The organism is Streptomyces sp. Inha503 (genome assembly GCF_047215865.1).
Taxonomy (GTDB): domain Bacteria; phylum Actinomycetota; class Actinomycetes; order Streptomycetales; family Streptomycetaceae; genus Streptomyces; species Streptomyces lycopersici.
Window position 1 is genome coordinate 3,958,940 of the sequence record NZ_CP178360.1, and the last position, 17,732, is coordinate 3,976,671.

14 protein-coding genes and 1 riboswitch are annotated in these 17,732 nt (G+C 71.6%); of the genes, 3 read left to right on the top strand and 11 right to left on the bottom strand.

Annotated elements, in window-relative coordinates:
* The first annotated feature begins 251 nt into the window (after positions 1-251).
* Entirely contained in the window at positions 252-2,048 is a 1,797-nt protein-coding gene (locus tag ACJX2R_RS16365; protein ID WP_413100695.1) for an AMP-dependent synthetase/ligase, read from the top strand.
* Between the two features lie 76 nt (positions 2,049-2,124).
* On the opposite strand, the gene ACJX2R_RS16370 is transcribed toward ACJX2R_RS16365, so the two are convergent.
* From ACJX2R_RS16370 to ACJX2R_RS16395, 6 genes are all read right to left on the bottom strand, one after another.
* Complete coding sequence (locus ACJX2R_RS16370) at positions 2,125-3,267, bottom strand: glycosyltransferase family 4 protein (RefSeq protein WP_413100696.1); 1,143 nt, start codon at positions 3,265-3,267, stop codon at positions 2,125-2,127.
* A 251-nt stretch (positions 3,268-3,518) separates the two neighbouring features.
* The gene (locus ACJX2R_RS16375; protein WP_413100697.1) at positions 3,519-4,793 is read right to left on the bottom strand and encodes a hypothetical protein; all 1,275 of its coding nucleotides are present in this window, start codon (positions 4,791-4,793) and stop codon (positions 3,519-3,521) included.
* Between the two features lie 31 nt (positions 4,794-4,824).
* Positions 4,825-5,967, bottom strand: coding sequence for an NlpC/P60 family protein (locus ACJX2R_RS16380; protein WP_413100698.1), 1,143 nt, complete (start codon positions 5,965-5,967; stop codon positions 4,825-4,827).
* 220 nt (positions 5,968-6,187) lie between these two features.
* Positions 6,188-7,213 carry an NlpC/P60 family protein gene (locus ACJX2R_RS16385; protein ID WP_413100699.1) on the bottom strand — a complete coding sequence of 342 codons (1,026 nt, stop codon included), beginning with the start codon at positions 7,211-7,213 and terminating at the stop codon, positions 6,188-6,190.
* A gap of 373 nt (positions 7,214-7,586) precedes the next feature.
* Positions 7,587-8,948: an NYN domain-containing protein gene (locus tag ACJX2R_RS16390; protein ID WP_262701458.1), complete on the bottom strand. Its 1,362-nt coding sequence runs from the start codon at positions 8,946-8,948 to the stop codon at positions 7,587-7,589.
* A 17-nt stretch (positions 8,949-8,965) separates the two neighbouring features.
* A complete protein-coding gene (locus ACJX2R_RS16395; protein WP_020872016.1) occupies positions 8,966-9,211 on the bottom strand; it encodes a hypothetical protein in 246 nt (81 codons plus the stop codon).
* Positions 9,212-9,364: 153 nt separating this feature from the next.
* Here ACJX2R_RS16395 and ACJX2R_RS16400 point away from each other — a divergent pair, with 153 nt between their 5' ends.
* The gene (locus ACJX2R_RS16400) at positions 9,365-10,102 is read left to right on the top strand and encodes a rhomboid family intramembrane serine protease (RefSeq protein WP_262701459.1); all 738 of its coding nucleotides are present in this window, start codon (positions 9,365-9,367) and stop codon (positions 10,100-10,102) included.
* Positions 10,099-10,380, top strand: a complete 282-nt coding sequence (locus ACJX2R_RS16405; RefSeq protein WP_020872014.1) for an Lrp/AsnC ligand binding domain-containing protein — start codon at positions 10,099-10,101, stop codon at positions 10,378-10,380. Before ACJX2R_RS16400 ends, ACJX2R_RS16405 begins: the two co-directional genes overlap by 4 nt.
* Positions 10,381-11,110: 730 nt before the next feature.
* On the opposite strand, the gene ACJX2R_RS16410 is transcribed toward ACJX2R_RS16405, so the two are convergent.
* The 5 genes from ACJX2R_RS16410 to ACJX2R_RS16430 all read right to left on the bottom strand — a co-directional run bounded on the left by ACJX2R_RS16410 (position 11,111) and on the right by ACJX2R_RS16430 (position 17,711).
* Positions 11,111-12,502 carry an aminotransferase class V-fold PLP-dependent enzyme gene (locus tag ACJX2R_RS16410; protein ID WP_413100700.1) on the bottom strand — a complete coding sequence of 464 codons (1,392 nt, stop codon included), beginning with the start codon at positions 12,500-12,502 and terminating at the stop codon, positions 11,111-11,113.
* A 203-nt stretch (positions 12,503-12,705) separates the two neighbouring features.
* A riboswitch (SAM riboswitch) is annotated at positions 12,706-12,824 on the bottom strand.
* A gap of 130 nt (positions 12,825-12,954) precedes the next feature.
* The gene (trpD, locus tag ACJX2R_RS16415) at positions 12,955-14,028 is read right to left on the bottom strand and encodes an anthranilate phosphoribosyltransferase (RefSeq protein WP_413100701.1); all 1,074 of its coding nucleotides are present in this window, start codon (positions 14,026-14,028) and stop codon (positions 12,955-12,957) included.
* A gap of 187 nt (positions 14,029-14,215) precedes the next feature.
* Positions 14,216-15,853: a cytochrome b gene (locus tag ACJX2R_RS16420; protein WP_262701462.1), complete on the bottom strand. Its 1,638-nt coding sequence runs from the start codon at positions 15,851-15,853 to the stop codon at positions 14,216-14,218.
* Positions 15,850-16,905, bottom strand: coding sequence for a Rieske 2Fe-2S domain-containing protein (locus ACJX2R_RS16425; protein WP_413100702.1), 1,056 nt, complete (start codon positions 16,903-16,905; stop codon positions 15,850-15,852). Before ACJX2R_RS16425 ends, ACJX2R_RS16420 begins: the two co-directional genes overlap by 4 nt.
* Complete coding sequence (locus ACJX2R_RS16430) at positions 16,902-17,711, bottom strand: c-type cytochrome (RefSeq protein ID WP_413100703.1); 810 nt, start codon at positions 17,709-17,711, stop codon at positions 16,902-16,904. Before ACJX2R_RS16430 ends, ACJX2R_RS16425 begins: the two co-directional genes overlap by 4 nt.
* Positions 17,712-17,732 lie beyond the last annotated feature (21 nt).

Sequence of the window (17,732 nt, forward strand, 5' to 3'; positions counted from 1 at the left end):
CGTGTCACCCTAAGACGTAAGGGCCCGCGCCCGTAAGGTGTTCTGGCCGCACCGCCCCGCGTCTACCTGCGGTTCCTTAGCGGACATGACGCCCGTCGACTAGTCTGCGGGCAGCACGAAGGCGGTGTGTGACGCATCAAACATCTGGGCAGGAACCCCTATCCCGGAAGCGTACCGATGGGTAACGTCCGGGCCGTCCACCACCCCCCATGCCCTGTAGCGGCGCCGGCGCCCCACGAGGAGCAGCAGTCTTGCGCGAGTTCAGCCTTCCGGCCCTGTACGAGGTTCCGGCCGACGGCAATCTGACGGATCTCATCCGCCGCAATGCCGCACAGCATCCCGATGTCGCCGTGGTCGGCCGCAAGGTCGACGACCGATGGGAGGACGTGACCGCGACCATGTTCCTGGCGGAGGTGCGCGCCGCCGCCAAGGGCCTGATCGCGGCCGGTGTGGGGCCGGGCGACCGGGTCGGCCTGATGTCCAGGACCCGCTATGAGTGGACGCTGCTCGACTTCGCCATCTGGAGCGCGGGCGGGGTCACCGTGCCGGTGTACGAGACGAGTTCACCGGAGCAGGTCCAGTGGATCCTCAGCGATTCGGGCGCGGTGGCCGCGCTGGTCGAGACCGGCGTCCACGAGGCCGCCGTCGAGGCCGTCCGGGACACCCTGCCCGCCCTGAACCACGTCTGGCGGATCGAGGGCGACGCCATCGGGACGCTGCGGAAGCTGGGCGAGCACGTCCCCGAGGAGAAGGTGGACGAGCGCTCCTCGATCGCCAACGCCGACTCCCCCGCCACCATCGTCTACACCTCGGGCACCACCGGCCGCCCCAAGGGCTGTGTGCTCTCCCACCGCAGCTTCTTCGCCGAGTGCGGCAACGCGGTGGCCCGGCTCAAGCCGATCTTCAACACCGGTGAGTCGTCGGTGCTGCTGTTCCTCCCCGAGGCCCATGTCTTCGGGCGGCTGGTGGAGATCGCGGCGGTACTGGCGCCGATCAAGCTCGGCCATGTGCCGGATGTGAAGTCCCTGACCGACGAACTCGCCGCCTTCCGGCCCACATTGGTGCTGGGCGTGCCGCGCGTCTTCGAGAAGGTCTACAACTCGGCGCGGGCGAAGGCCCAGTCCGAGGGCAAGGGCAAGATCTTCGACAAGGCGGCCGACACCGCCATCGAGTACAGCAAGGCGCTGGACGCCCCGGGCGGCCCGTCCTTCGGGCTCCGCTTCAAGCACAAGGTCTTCGACCGGCTGGTCTACAGCAAGCTGCGGGCCGTGCTGGGCGGCCGGGCCACCCACGCCATCTCCGGCGGGGCGCCGCTCGGCGAGCGGCTGGGCCACTTCTACCGGGGCATCGGCTTCACGGTCCTGGAGGGGTACGGCCTGACGGAGTCCTGCGCGGCGACCACCTTCAACCCCTGGGACCGGCAGAAGATCGGCTCGGTCGGGCAGCCGATGCCCGGCACGGTGGTGCGCATCGCCGACGACGGCGAGGTGCTGCTGCACGGAGAGCACCTCTTCACCGAGTACTGGAACAACGAGACGGCCACGGCGGAGGCGCTGTCGGACGGCTGGTTCCACACCGGGGACGTGGGCACGCTCGACGAGGACGGCTACCTCACCATCACCGGCCGGAAGAAGGAGATCATCATCACCGCGGGCGGCAAGAACGTCGCCCCGGCGGTGATAGAGGACCGGATCCGGGCCCATGCCCTGGTGGCCGAGTGCATGGTCGTCGGCGATGGCCGTCCCTTCGTGGGCGCGCTGGTCACGGTGGACGAGGAGTTCCTGCCGCGCTGGGTGGCCGAGCACGGCAAGCCCGAGGGTGTGACGGTGGCCGAGCTGCGGGAGGACCCGGACCTGCTGGCGGAGATCCAGCGGGCGGTGGACGACGGCAACGCGGCGGTGTCCAAGGCGGAGTCGATCCGGAAGTTCCGCGTCCTGGCGACCCAGTTCACCGAGGACTCCGGGCATGTGACGCCCTCGCTGAAGCTGAAGCGGAACGTGGTGGCGAAGGACTTCGCCTCGGAGATCGAGGCCCTCTACCGGGGCTGACCCGCGCCTTCCCTCGGCATCGACACACGGCTCCGCCTTCCGGTACGCGGCTCCGCCGCGTGGCCCGTCGCAGGCGTCACAGCAGCGACTTCAGGCGGTCGGCCAGCAGATCCCAGCGCCAGCGCTCCTCCACCCAGGCGCGGCCCCGCTCGCCCATGCGGCGGCGCAGCTCCGCGTCCTCCAGCAGGGTCACGACGCGCTCGGCGCTCTGCTCGGCGGAGTCTCCCCGTACGACCCATCCGGTCTCGCCGTCCAGCACCGCGTCCGGCGCCCCGCCCGAGTCCCCGGCGACGACCGGCAGACCGGTCGCGGACGCCTCCAGATAGACGATGCCCAGGCCCTCGACGTCCAGCCCGCCGCGGCGGGTGCGGCAGGGCATGGCGAAGACGTCGCCCGCGCCGTAGTGGGCGGGCAGCTCCTCCCAGGGGACGGGGCCGGTGAACCGCACCGACCCGGCCACGCCCATGGTCTCCGCGAGGCGGCGCAGATCCTTCGCGTACGGCCCGCCGCCGACGATCAGCAGCACCGCGTCCGGCACCCGCTGGAGGATCCGCGGCATGGCCCGGATCAGCGTGTCCTGCCCCTTGCGCGGCACCAGCCGGGAGACACAGACCACGACGGGCCGCTCGGCCAGGCCCAGCCGGGCCCGGATCTCATCGCCGCCCGAGCCGGGGTGGAAGGTCTTCTCGTCCACACCGGGCGGGAGTTGGACCATGCGGGCGGCGTCCCGGGGGTCGAGCGCGGCGGCGATACGGGAGCGGGTGTACTCACCGAGATAGGTGAGGGTGTCCGTGGCCCCGCCGATCCGCCGCAGCAGCTGCCGTGAGGCGGGCAGCTGCGCCCAGGCGGCCTCGTGGCCGTGCGTCGTGGCCACCAGCCGCCGTGCCCCGGCCGCGCGCAGCGCGGGGGCCATCAGCCCGAGCGGCGCGGCGGCGCCGAACCACACAGAGGTGCAGCCGTGCTCGCGCAGCAGCGCGGTCGCGCGGCGGGTGACGCGCGGGGTGGGCAGCAGCATGGTCGTCCGGTCCCGGACGACCGGGTACGGCTGCTCGGCGTCGAAGCGCGCGGTGGCCTCGGCGCCCTCCCGGCCGCGCTTCCAGGTGGAGGCGTAGACGACGATCCGGTCCGGGTCCAGGCGCAGCGCGATGTTGTGCAGAAACGCCTGGATGCCGCCGGGGCGGGGCGGAAAGTCGTTGGTCACGAGCAGGGTCTTGTCCATCGTGGCCGACAGTACCGGGTGCGGCGACGGACCCGCTCCGCCGCGTCCAGGCCGGGGCACGGGGCGGGCGCTCAGCCCAGCGCGCCCGCCACGGATGGGCGCGGCGCTCAGCTCAGCTCGGTCGCAACGGACGGGCGCGGCGCTCAGCTCAGCTCGGTCGCAACGGACGGGCGCGGCGCTCAGCTCAGCTCGGTCGCAACGGACGGGCGCGGCGCTCAGCTCAGCTCGGTCGCAACGGACGGGCGCGGCGCTCAGCTCAGCTCGGTCGCCACGTACTTCCGCCACCGCGCCGTGAACTCCCCGCTGCTCACCCCGAGCACCTTCCGCAGCGCCGACTCCACCGCCCCCGAGCGCTCATGCGCCCGGCCCACCGCGCGGTAGAACTCGACCAGCTTCTTCTCGCCCCAGGTGTCGGCGATCAGGCGGCAGGCGAGCCAGCCCTGTTCATAGGCGCGGGAGAGGCGGTCGGGGTCGCTGCCGAAGCGGAAGTCGTCGTCGCGCGGGAGCGCGGCGGGCAGGTGCCCGGCGGTGACGGCGTCGGTGAGTTCGGGGGCGATCTGGCGGGGGGTGCGGCCCGGGGTGCGGTAGCCCACCCAGTCGGCGAAGCCCTCGGAGAGCCAGAGCGGAGTGGCGGCGCTGGTGGCGGTGCGGGTGGCCACATGGGCCGTCTCATGGGTGATCACGACGCGCCGGCCGAAGTCGCCGAGGACCTGGTACGCCTCGGGGTTGACGATCACGCGGTCGGCGGGGGTCTCGTCACCGGCCCCGCCGACCTCGCCCGTGGTGACGGCGGCGATCCCCCGGTAGCCGTCCGCCGAGGCGCCGAGCAGGGCGGCCATCCGGCCCAGGGAGGCGGGGACCTCGACCACGACGCGCCCGGCCCACTGGTGGGGCCACACCTGGCCCAGGACGGGCACCGCCCGGTCCGCGGTGTCGGCGACCGCGCGCAGCACCCGCCGGTCCTGGCCGACGCCCAGGACGAGGCTGTGGGCGCCGCGCACGACGTCGACCGTGCCCTGGTCCCACAGCTGCTCCATACCGCGCTTGCCGTCCACCACACCGTCGTCGGAGGCGACGTACCACTGCCCGCCGCGCCGGGCGAGAGTGAGGTACTGGGCGGAGACGACCGGCGCGGTGTCGTACCCCTTCAGCCGGTACCGGAGTTCGACCTGCGCGGCGAGGCTGCGGCCGCCGACCCGCGCGGGCTCGAAGCCGCCGGTGCGCACCAGGCGGTAGGTCCAGGAGCGCAGCGGTACGGCGGACATCTGCCGGAACACCCGCCGCTGCTCGGCCAGATAGCCGGCCGAGCCGCGGTCGACAGTGGCGAGGAAGCCGTCCGCGTCCCGCTCCCGGACCGCCGCCGCGCGCTGGTCCAGCATGCGCTGCACGGCCCGGCCGTCGCGCCCCTCGGGGTCGTCGGGCGCCGGGACGGGGCCGCAGCCGCTCAGCGCGGTCAGGGAGAACGCGCCCGCCAGGGGCAGGCACAGCAGCGCCCGCCATCCGCCCGTTCTCCACCGACCCGACACGTCTTAGATCGTACGAGCCCGCGCGCCGGCTTCAGACGCGAGTGATGGAGGAGATCGGCAACATGCCCACGGGGTCGTACCGGACCCGCGCCCCGGGGTAAGGGGCGTGGATCACCTGCCCGTTGCCCGCGTACATGGCCACATGACTGGCGTCGGAGCGGTAGACCACCAGATCGCCGGGGCGCGCCTGGGACAGCGGCACCGGCTGCCCGGCGTGCGCCTGCGCCTGGGAGGTGCGCGGAATGGCCACCCCGGCGCGGGCGTAGGCCCATTGCATCAGCCCGGAGCAGTCGAAGGCGGTGGGACCGGCCTGGCCCCATGCGTACGGCAGCCCCAGGGCCGCCCGTGCCGCGCCGAACGCCGTGGCGGCACGCCCCGAGGACGGTACGGCGTGCGGTCCGCCCGGCAGGCCCCCACGGAGCTCGTCGGGGCCGTAACCGGAATCGGAACCTGAAGGGGAACGGCCGCCGGGGAGGGCACCCGGCACCAGCCCGGCGAGTGCGCCGTGCTCCCGTCCGCCCGCCCGCGAGGCGCGGCGTGCGTAGCTCTCCCACTCCCCCGGCGGCAGCGCGTTCACCAGCCGCCGTGCCGTGGCCAGCCGGCGCTGGACGGCCCGCTTGTGGCGGGCCACCTCCTTACGGCTGTGCTCCAGCTTCACCAGCTTGGCCGCGGCCTCCGCGCGCTCCTGCCGCAGGGTCCGCTGGGCGCTCTGGAGCACCCGCAGCCGGGCGGTCTGACGGCTGGTGATCCGCTCCAGGGTGGCGGCCCGGTCGAGGTACTGGGCCGGGTCGCCGGACAGCAGCAGGGCGAGGCCCGGGTCGATCCCGCCGGTGCGGTACTGGCCGCCCGCGAGGGCGCCGAGCGCCGTCCGCATCCGGTTGACCCGGCCCTGGCCGCGGGCGACCCGGTCCTGGACCCGGCCGACCTGGCGGCGCAGGGTCCGGGTGCGCGTCTCCGCCGCGTTGTAGCGCTCGGTGGCCCGCTCGGCCTGGGTGTAGAGCGTGGCGATCCGGTCGCCGGCGGACCGGGCGGACGGACGGTCCGCCGGGTCGTGCGGCTCCGCACCGGCGGGCACGGCGGACAGCGCGGCGGCGGAGGCCACCGCGGCCGCCGAGGCGGCGAGGACGGTGGCCCGGCCGGACCGGGGTTTCGCGACGCGGCGACAGGACGCCATGGGAAGCCGCACTCCCTTCCGCAGTGTCGGGCTGAGAACTGCGGGCAGACAGTAGCCGCGGCACCACCCACGGTCCAACGGCCGTGAGGTGCGGGCACGCTGACGCCCCGTCGACTGACGCAGGTCACCGGCGGGGCGGGGGATCAGCGAGGGCGTTGGAGATTCGCCCGAAAGGATGGCAGTTGAGGCAGTTTGAAACCTGGTTCGCAGGACTCCCGGATCAGACCCGGACGCCGAACTGGAACGGCATGTTGTCCATCGACTCATAGCGCACACCGGCACCGGGCTTGGGCGCGTGCAGCACCTGGCCACCGCCCGCGTAGAGGCCTATGTGGTGCAGGTCGCCGTAGAAGAGCACCAGGTCGCCCGGCTTGAGCTCACCGCGGCTGATGCGGGTGCCGGCGTTCGCCTGGTCCTGGGAGATGCGCGGCAGCTGCACCCCGGCCTGCTGGTAGGCCCAGCCGGTGAGCCCGGAGCAGTCGAAGGAGGACGGACCGGTCGCGCCCCAGACGTACGGGAGGCCGATCTTCGTCTTGGCGGCGGCCAGCGCGGCGGCGGCACGCCCCGACTCGGGCACCTCGTTGCCGAGGTCGACACGCTCGCTGGAGCGGTTGGCGCGCTCGGCGTCCTGGGCGGCCAGCTTGGCGCGCTCCTTGGCGGTCAGGGTGTTGAGGAGGTTCCGGGCCTTGGACAGCTTGCCCTGGATCTCGTCCTTCTTCTTGCCGAGCGCCTTACGGGTGTCGGCAAGGTCCTGGAGCTTGGTGGACGCCTCCTCGCGCTGCTGCTTGAGGGTGCGCTGCTTGTCCGCGATCTTCCGCAGGGACTCGGCCTGCTTGCCGCTCAGCTGGCTGAGGGTGGACGCCTTCTCGAGGTAGGTGTCCGGGTCGGAGGAGAGGAGCAGCTGCACCGAGGGGTCGATCCCACCGGAGCGGTACTGGGCGGTGGCCATCGAACCCAGGCCGTTGCGCAGCTTGTTCAGGTCCTCCTGGCCGCGCGCCACCTTGTCCTGGAGCTCGCCGACCTGCTTCTCCAGCTTCTGCTGCTTCTCCTTGGCGCCGTTGTACTTCTCGGTCGCCTGCTCCGCCTCTTCGTAGAGCTTGTCGACCTGCTCCTTGACGTCCTTCTTGTCCTGCTTCGGAGCGGCCTGGGCGGCCTGGGAAGTGAGAGCGACGGCGGCGGCCGCGGTCGCGGTGAGGACGGTTACCCGAGTGCGGCTCGGCTGCTTGGGTCGACGGTGGGACGCCACGAAGGCGAGCTCCTTCTTCCTCCAGCCGCCTACCGGGAGTTGGGGGGGTTGTGAGCCCCGGCTCCGCGACAGGGCGCGGACTCGGCGGTACCTCCGCTGTCACCCCGGATGAGTGATCAACCGCGCGAAGGTTCGAGCTGACCATAGTGACCCCGCCGTGATCCGTTCAAATCCCGACGGCAAAAAAGTCGGTCGGCGAGGGCATATTTTACAAATACCGTACGGGCAGTGATGGTCGATAACGCTCCGCTGACATCACAAGTGGCCCGGGTCAGACTTGTGAAGTCATTCGAAGTGATTCGGGCACCTCGGCCGTGGAACGGAGAAACGGGGCAACCGGGGCACCCGGAGGGACGATTCGGACCACGACGGCTCAGGAACGGGCAAGTCGCTTCAGCAGCAACGCCGATGCCACGGGGCGCGCTCCGGCGCGTGCCACCCCGTCGGCCACCTCGCGGTCGGTGGACACCACCACCACCGGACGGCCCGGCGGCTCGGCCCGCACCAGCTGCCGGATCAACTCGTCGGCCGTCACACCCGGCTTGCTGAACAGCACCCGCACCCCGCGCGGCGGCGCGAGCAGCACCGGAGCGGCCAGCTCCGCCCCGTCGAAGACACAGGTCATCTCCGCGCCCGTCTGGGCCGCGAGCACCGCGAGACCGCCCAGCAGCCGCAGCCGCTGCTTCTCCAACGGCATCGTGGGATAGCCGGTCTTGGTGACGTTGTAGCCGTCCACCACCAGATGTGCCTGGGGCAGCGCGAGCAGCTGGTCCAGCAGCGCCGGGTCCATCTCCGACAGCGCCCTGGTCGCTATGTCCTTCGGCGTCATCTTCCCCGGCTCCACGGCGTCCACCGTGTCTGCCGGGCGCATCGACGCGGGCGGCAGGGCCAGTTCGCGCCGCAGCCCCTGCGCCGCGTCCAGCACCGTGTCCAGCAGCAGCCGCAGCCGCATGTCCTCCACGCTGCGCCCCTCGCGCACCGCCCGCCGGCTGGCCTCCAGCGCCGACTCCGCCTCCGCGAGCCGGCCCCGCAGCCGCCGTGCCTCGCTGTCCGCGGTGGCCTGACGGGCCGCCGCCTCCGACCGTACGGACTCCAGCTCCGCCTCGATCTTGCGCAGCGCGGCCGCGCCCCGCTTCACATCGCTCTGCGCGCTGCGCAGCTTGCGCTGGAGCACGTCGTTCTCCTTGCGGGCCGACTCCAGCTCGGTGCGCGTCCGCTCGGTCTCGTGCCGGGTGGCCGCCTTGGCCTCGGCGAGCTCGTCGCGCAGCCGCTGGAGCTCGCGCGCCGCCTCCTCACCGGCCCGCTCGGCGGAGGCCCGCTGGGCCTCCTCGCCCGCCGCCTCGACCAGCTTGACCCAGCCCACCGGGCGCAGCACATACGCCACCGCCGCGACATCCACCGGATCGGCCGCGGCGGGCGGCGAACCGCCCTCGATCGCCTCGGCCAGCTCCCGCTGGGTCTCCCGCAGCCGTCCGGCGATCCGCTGCCGGAAGACGGGGTCGCTCTCCACCGCGGCGGCCATCGCGTTGCCCGCGAACTTGGCGCGGCGGGTCGGGGTGAAACGGGCGTACTGCCGCAGCTGGGTGGGCAGCTCGGTGACCGTCAGACCGCCGAAGGCGTCCGCGACCAGCGCCACCACGCGCCGTCGCACCCCTTCCGGCAGGGGGCGGTCCAGCGCCTCGGGGACGCCCTCGGCGTCACCGGCCGCCCCGGGGTCACCGGTCCGCTCCACCACCTGTCACCGCTCCGTTCTCAGGCGCTCTGGCCGGTGCTCGGACGATCCACTAGTTCGACCTGGTCGACCGCGTTGCACCAGCGACAACGCACTGACTCAATGGTCTCACTGAGCACCTCCCGTTCCTCGACTCTGGGTTCCCCCGCCAAGTCGAGATGCACATACTCCACGGCTCTGGTCGAGCGGGTCACATCGAACCGGGTGAGATTGCCGCACAGTGTGCAACGCCAGCGGGTCTGGGTGGTCGGCAGGGGCACGGCCATGGTTGCGGGTCCTCGCTTCTCGGCTCGTCGGCGGCGTCCTGTAACCCTACGGCCTGAGCCCTGGCCCGTGCCGGGCCCGGTCCGCCCCCACGACCCGGCGGAGCGCGGCGAGGCGCTCTGTGGAGGTTGCGCCCGGTACGGAATGATCTGCTCATGATCGAGACGTCGTCGGGGCGCCACCGCCCCTGGATGGCGGGGCCCGGCCGCCCCTGGATGACGTACGGCCTGATCGTCAGCTGCTGCCTGATCTTCGTCCTCGGACCGGCCTCGGGACTCAACCCCGGCTATGGCTCGGGCGGGCGGCTGGTGGAGGCCCAGTCCACGTACTTCGAACGCTGGGGGGTGGTGCCCAGCGCGCTGTGGAGCGGCGACCCCGATCAGCCGCTCGCCCCGCTGACCGCGCTCTTCGTACACGGCAACTGGCTGCATCTGCTCGGCAACATGCTGTTCCTCTATGTCTTCGGCGCGATGACCGAGGAGCGGATGGGCCGCTTCCAGTTCGCCGTCTTCTACCTCGCCACCGGCTATCTGGCGCTGCTCGGGTACGCCGCCGCGCACGCCGACTCGGCCCAGTCCCTGGTGGGCGCCTCCGGGGCCATCTCCGGGGTGCTCGGCGCCTTTCTGTGGCTGTTTCCCCGGGCCCGGGTGACCAGCCTCTTCCCGTTCCTGCTCTTCCTCCCGCTGCGCTTTCCGGCCTGGGCGGTGCTGATCTTCTGGGTGGCCCTCCAGTGGCTGGCCGCCCGGCAGGCCGACGACCGCCCCGGCGTCGCCTATCTCGCCCATCTCGTGGGCTTCACGCTCGGCTTTCTCTACGCGTGGGCCCGGTTCGGGCGGACGGCTAGAGTGGGCGGCGCCGCAGCCAGGCCCAGTGAGGGAGAAAGCCAGCCGTGATCACTTCGATCGTGCTCATCAAGACCAACGTGGACCAGATCCCGGAGACCGCCGAGAAGATCGCCGCGCTGGAGGGTGTGAGCGAGGTCTACTCGGTCACCGGCGCGCACGATCTGATCGCGATGGTGCGGGTGGCCCGGCACGACGACCTCGCGGACATCATCACGGGCCAGATCAGCAAGCTGCCGGGGGTCGCCTCGACCGAGACCCACATCGCGTTCCGGACGTACTCGCAGCACGACCTGGAGGCGGCGTTCGCGATCGGCCTGGACGGCTAGGATCCGACGGGCGGTGACGCCTGCGGCGAGCTGTTCCCCTCCCCGCCCCTCCCCGAAACTGGGGCTCCGCCCCAGCCCCCGGCCACGTCGCAGGGCGACGCGGTCGGCACCCTGGCCCCAGTGAACTGATCGCGGGACGATCGGCTCGTCGCCCCCCCGAGCCCCAGGGCCCAAGCGAAACCAGGGCTCCGCCCCAAACCCCGGCCGCACAACCCAGACGCCCGCGGACGCCCGCCCAGTCACCCCACCGCGCCGACGCGCCAACCGCAACCAGCCCGCCGGCACCAGGCACCCACGACAGCCACGGCCGACCCCCACCGCAGCCCCAGGACCCAAGCAAAACCAGGACTCCGCCCCAAACCCCGGCCGGACAACCCGGACGCCTGCCGGGCCATCCGCCCCGCCGGTGCAGGCATTCACGACGGCAACGGCCACCCCGTCGCCCCCGGGCCCCAGGCGCCAAGCGAAACCGGGACCCTGCTCCTGGACCCGTGCCGGACGATCCGGGATGCACGCGGGCCTCCGCGCGGCCGTCCGCCGCGTCGGCGCGCCGAGCGCGATCAGCCCACCGCGGCGGGCGCTCACTGCGGCGACGGCCGACTCGTCGATCTCCCGGGGTCCAGGGGCGGAGCCCCTGGTTGTGGGAAGGGGCGGGGTGGGGAAAGAGCCCCCGCCGGAAACCCCGCAGGGCCCGGCCGCCCCGGACTCCTGGGCCGGAGGCCCAAGGGCCTCAGCCGCGGTCCGGGACGCAGCGGCCGTCCTCGGTGCGGTAGCTCCACCGGGCGCCGTCGCGCACCAGCTCCTTCACCGCGCCCACGAACCGCTCCACATGCTCGTCCGGGGTGCCCGCCCCGAAGCTGACCCGGATCGCGTTCAGCGACCGCTCCCCCGGCGCGGCCTCGGGCGCGCCGCACTCGCCCGGCTCGTCGGGCTCGCTGTCCAGCAGGGTGCGGACCAGCGGATGGGCGCAGAACAGCCCGTCGCGTACGCCGATGCCGTACTCCGCGGAGAGCGCCGCCGCGAAGTGGGAGCTGTTCCAGCCCTCCACCACGAACGACAGCACGCCGACCCGGGGCGCGTCGTCGCCGAACAGCGAGAGCACCCGCACCTCGGGCACCTCGGCAAGCCCGGCCCGCACCTTCTCGATCAGCTGCCGCTCACGCGCGACCAGGCCCTCGAACCCGGCCTCGGTCAGCGCCTTGCAGGCCGACGCGATCGCGTAGACGCCGATGACGTTCGGCGAACCCGCCTCGTGCCGGGCGGCGGTGGTGTGCCACTCGACGTCGACGCCGCCGTCGTCCCTGCGCGTGACCTTACGGCTGGCGCCGCCGCCCGCCAGATACGGCCGGGCCTCCCGCAGCCAGTCGGCCCGCCCGGCCAGCACCCCGGCCCCGAAGGGCGCGTACAGCTTGTGTCCCGAGAAGGCCACCCAGTCGACGTCCGCCTCCGCGATGTCCACGGGGTGGTGCGGGGCCAGCTGCGCGGCGTCCAGGACGATACGGGCGCCGTGGGCGTGCGCGGCCGCGGCCAGCTCCCGCACCGGCCACAGCTCGCCGGTCACATTGGACGCGCCGGTCACGCACACCAGCGCCGGGCCCTCAGCGCGCCCCGCGAGCGCCTTCTCCAGCGTCTCCACCGCCTGCCGCGGGGAGCGCGGGGCGCTGAGGTAGCGGACGGTGACGTCCTCCCGCTGCTCCCACGGCAGCAGCGAGGCGTGGTGCTCGGTCTCGAAGACGAAGACCTCGGTGCCCGGGGGCGCCACGGCGGCCAGGAGGTTGAGCGAATCGGTGGTGGAGCGGGTGAAGACGACCTGGTCGTCCTCGCGGCAGCCCAGGAAGGCGGCGACGTCCTTACGGCTGTTCTCGAAGAGGTCGGTGGACAGCTGCGAGAGGTAGCCCGCCCCGCGGTGCACGCTGCCGTAGTACGGCGCGTACGCGGCGATGTCGTCCCAGACCCGCCGCAGCGCGGGGGCGCTGGCGGCGTAGTCGAGCGCCGCGTAGGTCACCTCACCGCCGGTGACCAGGGGGACCAGGACATCGCCGCCCAGCACGGGCAGCGGTTCACAGGCGGCGACGGAGGTGGAAGCGGTAGCGGTGGCGGTGGCAGCGGGGCGCGCGGACATGGCGAAGTCTCCCGGAGGGGTCGAAGGAATGCGTGACGCGCACGGAGACGGCGGCGACGAGCCAGCCGTAAGGGCGCGGAAAGTCGCTCGACGCACGGCCGCACCGCGCGGAGCACATTGAGGAGAGACGGGGCCGCTCGGCCCTAGCGCATTCGCTGCATCACGGAAGAACTCCCTCGACCACCAGGACCCCTAGTGCGAGGGGTCCGCGCTTGCCGCCGGCCTCGCTGCCTGGCGGCCTGGTCATCACCCGGGGCACCCCGCCACGGACGGAGGGTTGCCGGACAGCGGGCCGGGGCCGTAGTCGCTGTCGCTCGTGACCTGGGCAGGAGTATGCCATGTCAGACGCCGGCGCCCATGCCCTGTCCGCATCCCGGACAGACCATGGGCGCCGTAAGGGGCCCGCGGAACTTTCCCCTCCCCGCCGCAGCCGCCAAGACCCGCCGAACCCCCTACGCGTGGGTGGCCCGGACCCATCGCTCCAGGACGTCCCGCGCCGCGCCCGAGTCGATCGACTCGGCGGCCCGCGCGACACCCGCCCCGATCCGGTCCGTCAGGGGCTTGTCCCCCGGGTTCCGCTCGAGCGCCACCAGCGCCGCCGCCGAGTTCAGCAGTACCGCGTCCCGGACCGGGCCCCGCTCGCCCGCCAGCAGCCGGCGGGCCACATCGGCGTTGTACGAGGCGTCAGCGCCGCGCAGAGCCTCCACGGGGGCGCGCTCGACGCCCACGTCCCGGGGGTCGAAGGTCTCCTGGCGCACGGCGCCGTCCCGGACCTCCCACACCTGGGAGGTCGTGGTCACGGTGAGCTCGTCCAGCCCGTCGTCACCCCGGACGACCAGCGCGGAGGAGCCTCGCTCGGCCAGCACCCCGGCGATGATGGGCGCCATACGGGCGTCGGCGACCCCGGTCGCCTGGCAGGTGACCTTCGCCGGGTTGGTCAGCGGGCCGAGCAGGTTGAACGGGGTGGCGACGCCCAGCTCGCGGCGGGCCGAGGCGACATGCCGCAGCGAAGGGTGGAACTTCACCGCGAAGCAGAAGGTGATCCCGGCCTCCTCGGCGACCTCGACCACCCGTTCGGGGGTGATGTCCAGATTGACCCCGAGCTTCTCCAGCACATCGGAGGCGCCACTGGCGGAGGACGCGGCGCGGTTGCCGTGCTTGACCACCCGTGCGCCGGTACCGGCGACGACCAGCGCGGACATGGTGGAGATGTTCACGGTCCTGGCGCGGTCGCCGCCGGTGCCCACGATGTCCACGGTCTCCCCGGGCACCTCGATCACCCGGGCGTGCTCGTACATGGCCCGCACCAGACCGGCCACCTCGGAGACCGTCTCGCCCTTGGCGCGCAGCGCGATCGCGAAACCGGCGATCTGGGCGTCGGTGGCCTCGCCCCGCATGATCCGGTCCATGGCCCAGGCCGTGTCGTCGGCATCGAGGTCACGGCCGGCGATCAGCGAGCTCAGTACGTCCGGCCAGGTGCGGGCCGTCGCGGTGCTGTCGCCTCCGGCGGGGGTCACAACGTCCATGGTCCGCTCCTGGATCCGTGGGGGTGGGCAGGGAAGGGGTCCGCGCACTTCAGCGGCCCGTCGCAAGCCTATCGGCCGCACGGCCGGGGCCCCGGCCGGACCGTGTGGTCCGGGCCGGGGCCCTGGTCTGTGGCGTCGCTTTATGTCGCTGTATGCAGAAACCGGTCGCTGAGGAGGTACCGGGAGATCAGTGGTGGCCGTGGCCGCTGGTGATCTCGTGGTACTCCTCGCGGGTCGGCTTCGGAATGACGTTGTCCCCACCGTAGTAGCCCTTGGAGAGCTTCGAACGGAGCTTCTGGGAACGCTTTATCTTCCGCTTGACCCCGTTCTCGTCGACCTCCGGGCCGATCTCGTAGGGCTCCGGCTGCTCGTGCTGGGTGAGCGCGTGCAGCTGGTCCTGCGGGAGCGGCTCGTGTACCTCGATGAACTCACCGTGCGGCAGCCGCTTGATGATGCCGGTCTCCCGGCCGTGCAGCACCTTGTCCTTGTCGCGCCGCTGGAGGCCGAGGCAGATCCGCTTGGTGGCGATGAACGCCAGGACCGGGCCGACGAAGAAGGCGATCCGCACGAACCACGTGATCGAGTTGATCGACAGGTGGAAGTGGGTGGCCCACAGGTCGTTACCGCCACCGACCAGCATCACGAAGTACGCGGTGATCCAGGCGACACCGAAGGCAGTACGGGTCGGGGCGTTGCGCGGGCGGTCCAGGATGTGGTGCTCACGCTTGTCGCCGGTGATCCAGGACTCGATGAACGGGTAGAGCCCGATCGCGAACAGGACCAGTGGGAAGAGCACGATCGGGATGAACACGCCCAGGACGAGCGTGTGGCCCCAGGCGGTGATCTCCCAGCCGGGCATCACACGGACCAGACCCTCGGCGAAGCCCATGTACCAGTCGGGCTGGGCGCCGGTGGACACCTGGTCGGGCCGGTAGGGGCCGATGGTCCAGATCGGGTTGATGGTCGCGACCGCGGAGAGGACCGCGATCACACCGAAGACCAGGAAGAAGAAGCCGCCCGCCTTGGCCATGTAGACCGGCAGCAGGGGCATGCCGACGACGTTCTTCTCGGTCTTTCCGGCCCCGGGGTACTGCGTGTGCTTGTGGTAGAAGACCAGGATCAGGTGCGCCACCAGCAGGCCGAGCATGATGCCCGGCAGCAGCAGGACATGGACCGGGTAGAGCCGCGCGATGAGGTCCGTACCGGGGAACTCGCCACCGAAGACGAACATCGAGATGTACGTGCCGACCACCGGGATCGACAGGAACACACCCTCGATGAACCGCAGACCGGTGCCGGAGAGCAGGTCGTCGGGGAGCGAGTAGCCGGTGAAGCCGGTCAGCATGCCGAGGAAGAACAGCAGGAAGCCGAACAGCCAGTTGATCTCACGCGGCTTGCGGAATGCACCGGTGAAGAACACGCGCATCATGTGCGTGAACATGCCGGCGAGGAAGACCAGCGCGGCCCAGTGGTGGATCTGCCGGATCAGCAGACCGCCCCGCACCTCGAAGCTGATGTCGAGGGTCGACTGGAACGCCTCGGACATCCGCACGCCCTGCATCGGGACGTACGGGCCCTCGTAGACGACCTCCGACATGCTGGGGTGGAAGAACAGCGTCAGGTACACACCCGTGAGGATGATGACGATGAAGCTGTAGAGGCAGACCTCGCCCAGCATGAAGGACCAGTGGTCCGGGAAGATCTTGCGCATATTGGCCTTGGCCAGGCTGTAGATGCCCAGCCGGCCATCGGCCCAGTCCGCGACGCGCTCACCCGCGGGCGCTTTGCCCCGGCGCTGCGCGGCGCTGTCGCTTGTAGTACTCATCCGCGCTCCCAGTAAGCAGGACCGACGGGCTCCGAGAAGTCGCCCATGGCTTCGAGGTACCCCTGGTCGTTGGCCCTGATCCGCAGCTGCGGCAGCGCGTGACCGGCCGGACCGAAGATCACTCGGCCACCGTCGGAGAGGTCGAAGGTCGACTGGTGGCAGGGGCACAGGACGTGGTGGGTCTGCTGCTCATAGAGGTTGATCGGGCAGCCGACGTGGGTGCAGATCTTGGAGAACGCGACGATGCCCTCGTGCGACCAGTCCAGTTCGCGCTTGTCCTTGATGTTCTCCGGCTGGAGCCGGACCAGCATCAGGGCCGCCTTGGCGATCTCCGTCTGGAAGTCGTGCTGCTCCTCGCTCATGCCCTCGGGCATGGCGAAGGTGAGCGAACCCACGGAGATGTCCTCGGGGCGCAGCGGCTGCATGGTGTTGTAGTTCATCAGCCGCTTGCCCTTGGCCCACCTGGTGTGCCGGAGCTTGGTGCCCGGCAGCGGACCGAGGTCGCGCAGCAGCACGATGCCGGAGAGCGGCACCAGCGCGAGCGCGCCGAAGAGGGTGTTGCGGGCCAGCTTGCGCCGGCCGAAGCCGGACTCCTTGGCACCGGTGGCGAACTCCTCGAGGACCTTCGACTTGACCTCGGGGCTGGCCTCGATGGGGTGGCGCTCGTCGGCGATCTCCTCATCGGACATCAGGGTGCGGGCCCAGTGGACCGCGCCCGCGCCGATGGTGAACAGCGCGATGCCGAGCGTCAGCCCCAGCGCGAAGTTCAGCGCGCTGATGTGCCCGATCGGGAAGACGTAGATGTACTTGTCGACCGGGAGTGCCACATACGCGGCGATGAAGGCGATCGTGGCCAGCATCGAGACCGTGAAGAGCAGGGCGACGGTGCGCTCGGAGCGCTTCGCGGCCCGCTCGTCGATGTCCTGCTTACGGTGCTCGTGCGGGGGCAGCCCCGGGTCGGCGAACGGGTCGTCGGCCGGCCTTACGGCGCTCCCGGCCCCCCGCGCTTCCGGCAGCTTGTCTTCTGCTTCTGAAATCTCGTGGCTACTCATGACTTCTTGGCCTTTGCGGTCCGGGCGGCGACCCAGATGGTGAGGACGATCATCGCGCCCATGCCGAAGACCCAGCCGAACAGACCCTCGCTCACCGGGCCGAGCCCGCCGAGCTCAAGACCACCGGGGGTCTTGCTCTTGTCGCTGTTGACCGTGTCGAGGTAGGCGATGATGTCCTGCTTGTTCTTCTCCGGCATCACGGTGTCGGGGAAGGAGGGCATGTTCTGCGGGCCGGTCTGCATGGCCTCGTAGAGATGCTTGGGGCTGACCCCGTCGAGAGCCGGCGCGAACTTGCCGTTGGTGAGGGCACCACCCTTACCGGCGAAGTTGTGGCACTGCGCGCAGTTCGTACGGAAGAGCTCCCCGCCCTTCGCGACGTCCGCGCCGTCCGGGCTGTACTCGCTCTTGGTGGGCGTCACCGGACCCGCACCGAGCGACGCGATGTAGGCCGCGAGCTGCTCGGTCTCGGCGTCCGAGTAGACCTTCTTCTTCTTCGGCACCTGGGCGCCCGGCTGCTGCGCCGGCATGCGGCCGGTGCCGACCTGGAAGTCCACGGCGGCGGAGCCGACGCCGACCAGGCTCGGGCCGTCAGAGGTCCCCTGACCGCCCGTGCCGTGGCAGCTGGCGCAGCCGACGGCATAGAGCTTCTTGCCCTCCTCGATGGCGAGGGACTGGGCGGAGCTGTCGTCGGCCTTCGCCTCGCTCGGCGAAAACGCGGCGTACAGCCCCCCAGTGACCGCCAGCGCGAAGAGTAGGACGACGAGCGCAGCCAGCGGATGGCGCCGTCGTGCGGAGAGCTTTTTCACGGATTACCCCGGTGTCAGGAT

Excerpts from the sequence above, each read along its gene's own strand:
- ACJX2R_RS16410 (WP_413100700.1), bottom strand. The coding sequence starts at position 12,502 with ATGTCCGCGCGCCCCGCTGCCACCGCCACCGCTACCGCTTCCACCTCC.
- ACJX2R_RS16420 (WP_262701462.1), bottom strand. The coding sequence starts at position 15,853 with ATGAGTACTACAAGCGACAGCGCCGCGCAGCGCCGGGGCAAAGCGCCC.
- ACJX2R_RS16370 (WP_413100696.1), bottom strand. The coding sequence starts at position 3,267 with ATGGACAAGACCCTGCTCGTGACCAACGACTTTCCGCCCCGCCCCGGC.
- ACJX2R_RS16400 (WP_262701459.1), top strand. The coding sequence starts at position 9,365 with ATGATCGAGACGTCGTCGGGGCGCCACCGCCCCTGGATGGCGGGGCCC.
- ACJX2R_RS16395 (WP_020872016.1), bottom strand. The coding sequence starts at position 9,211 with ATGGCCGTGCCCCTGCCGACCACCCAGACCCGCTGGCGTTGCACACTG.
- ACJX2R_RS16425 (WP_413100702.1), bottom strand. The coding sequence starts at position 16,905 with ATGAGTAGCCACGAGATTTCAGAAGCAGAAGACAAGCTGCCGGAAGCG.
- trpD (WP_413100701.1), bottom strand. The coding sequence starts at position 14,028 with ATGGACGTTGTGACCCCCGCCGGAGGCGACAGCACCGCGACGGCCCGC.
- ACJX2R_RS16380 (WP_413100698.1), bottom strand. The coding sequence starts at position 5,967 with ATGGCGTCCTGTCGCCGCGTCGCGAAACCCCGGTCCGGCCGGGCCACC.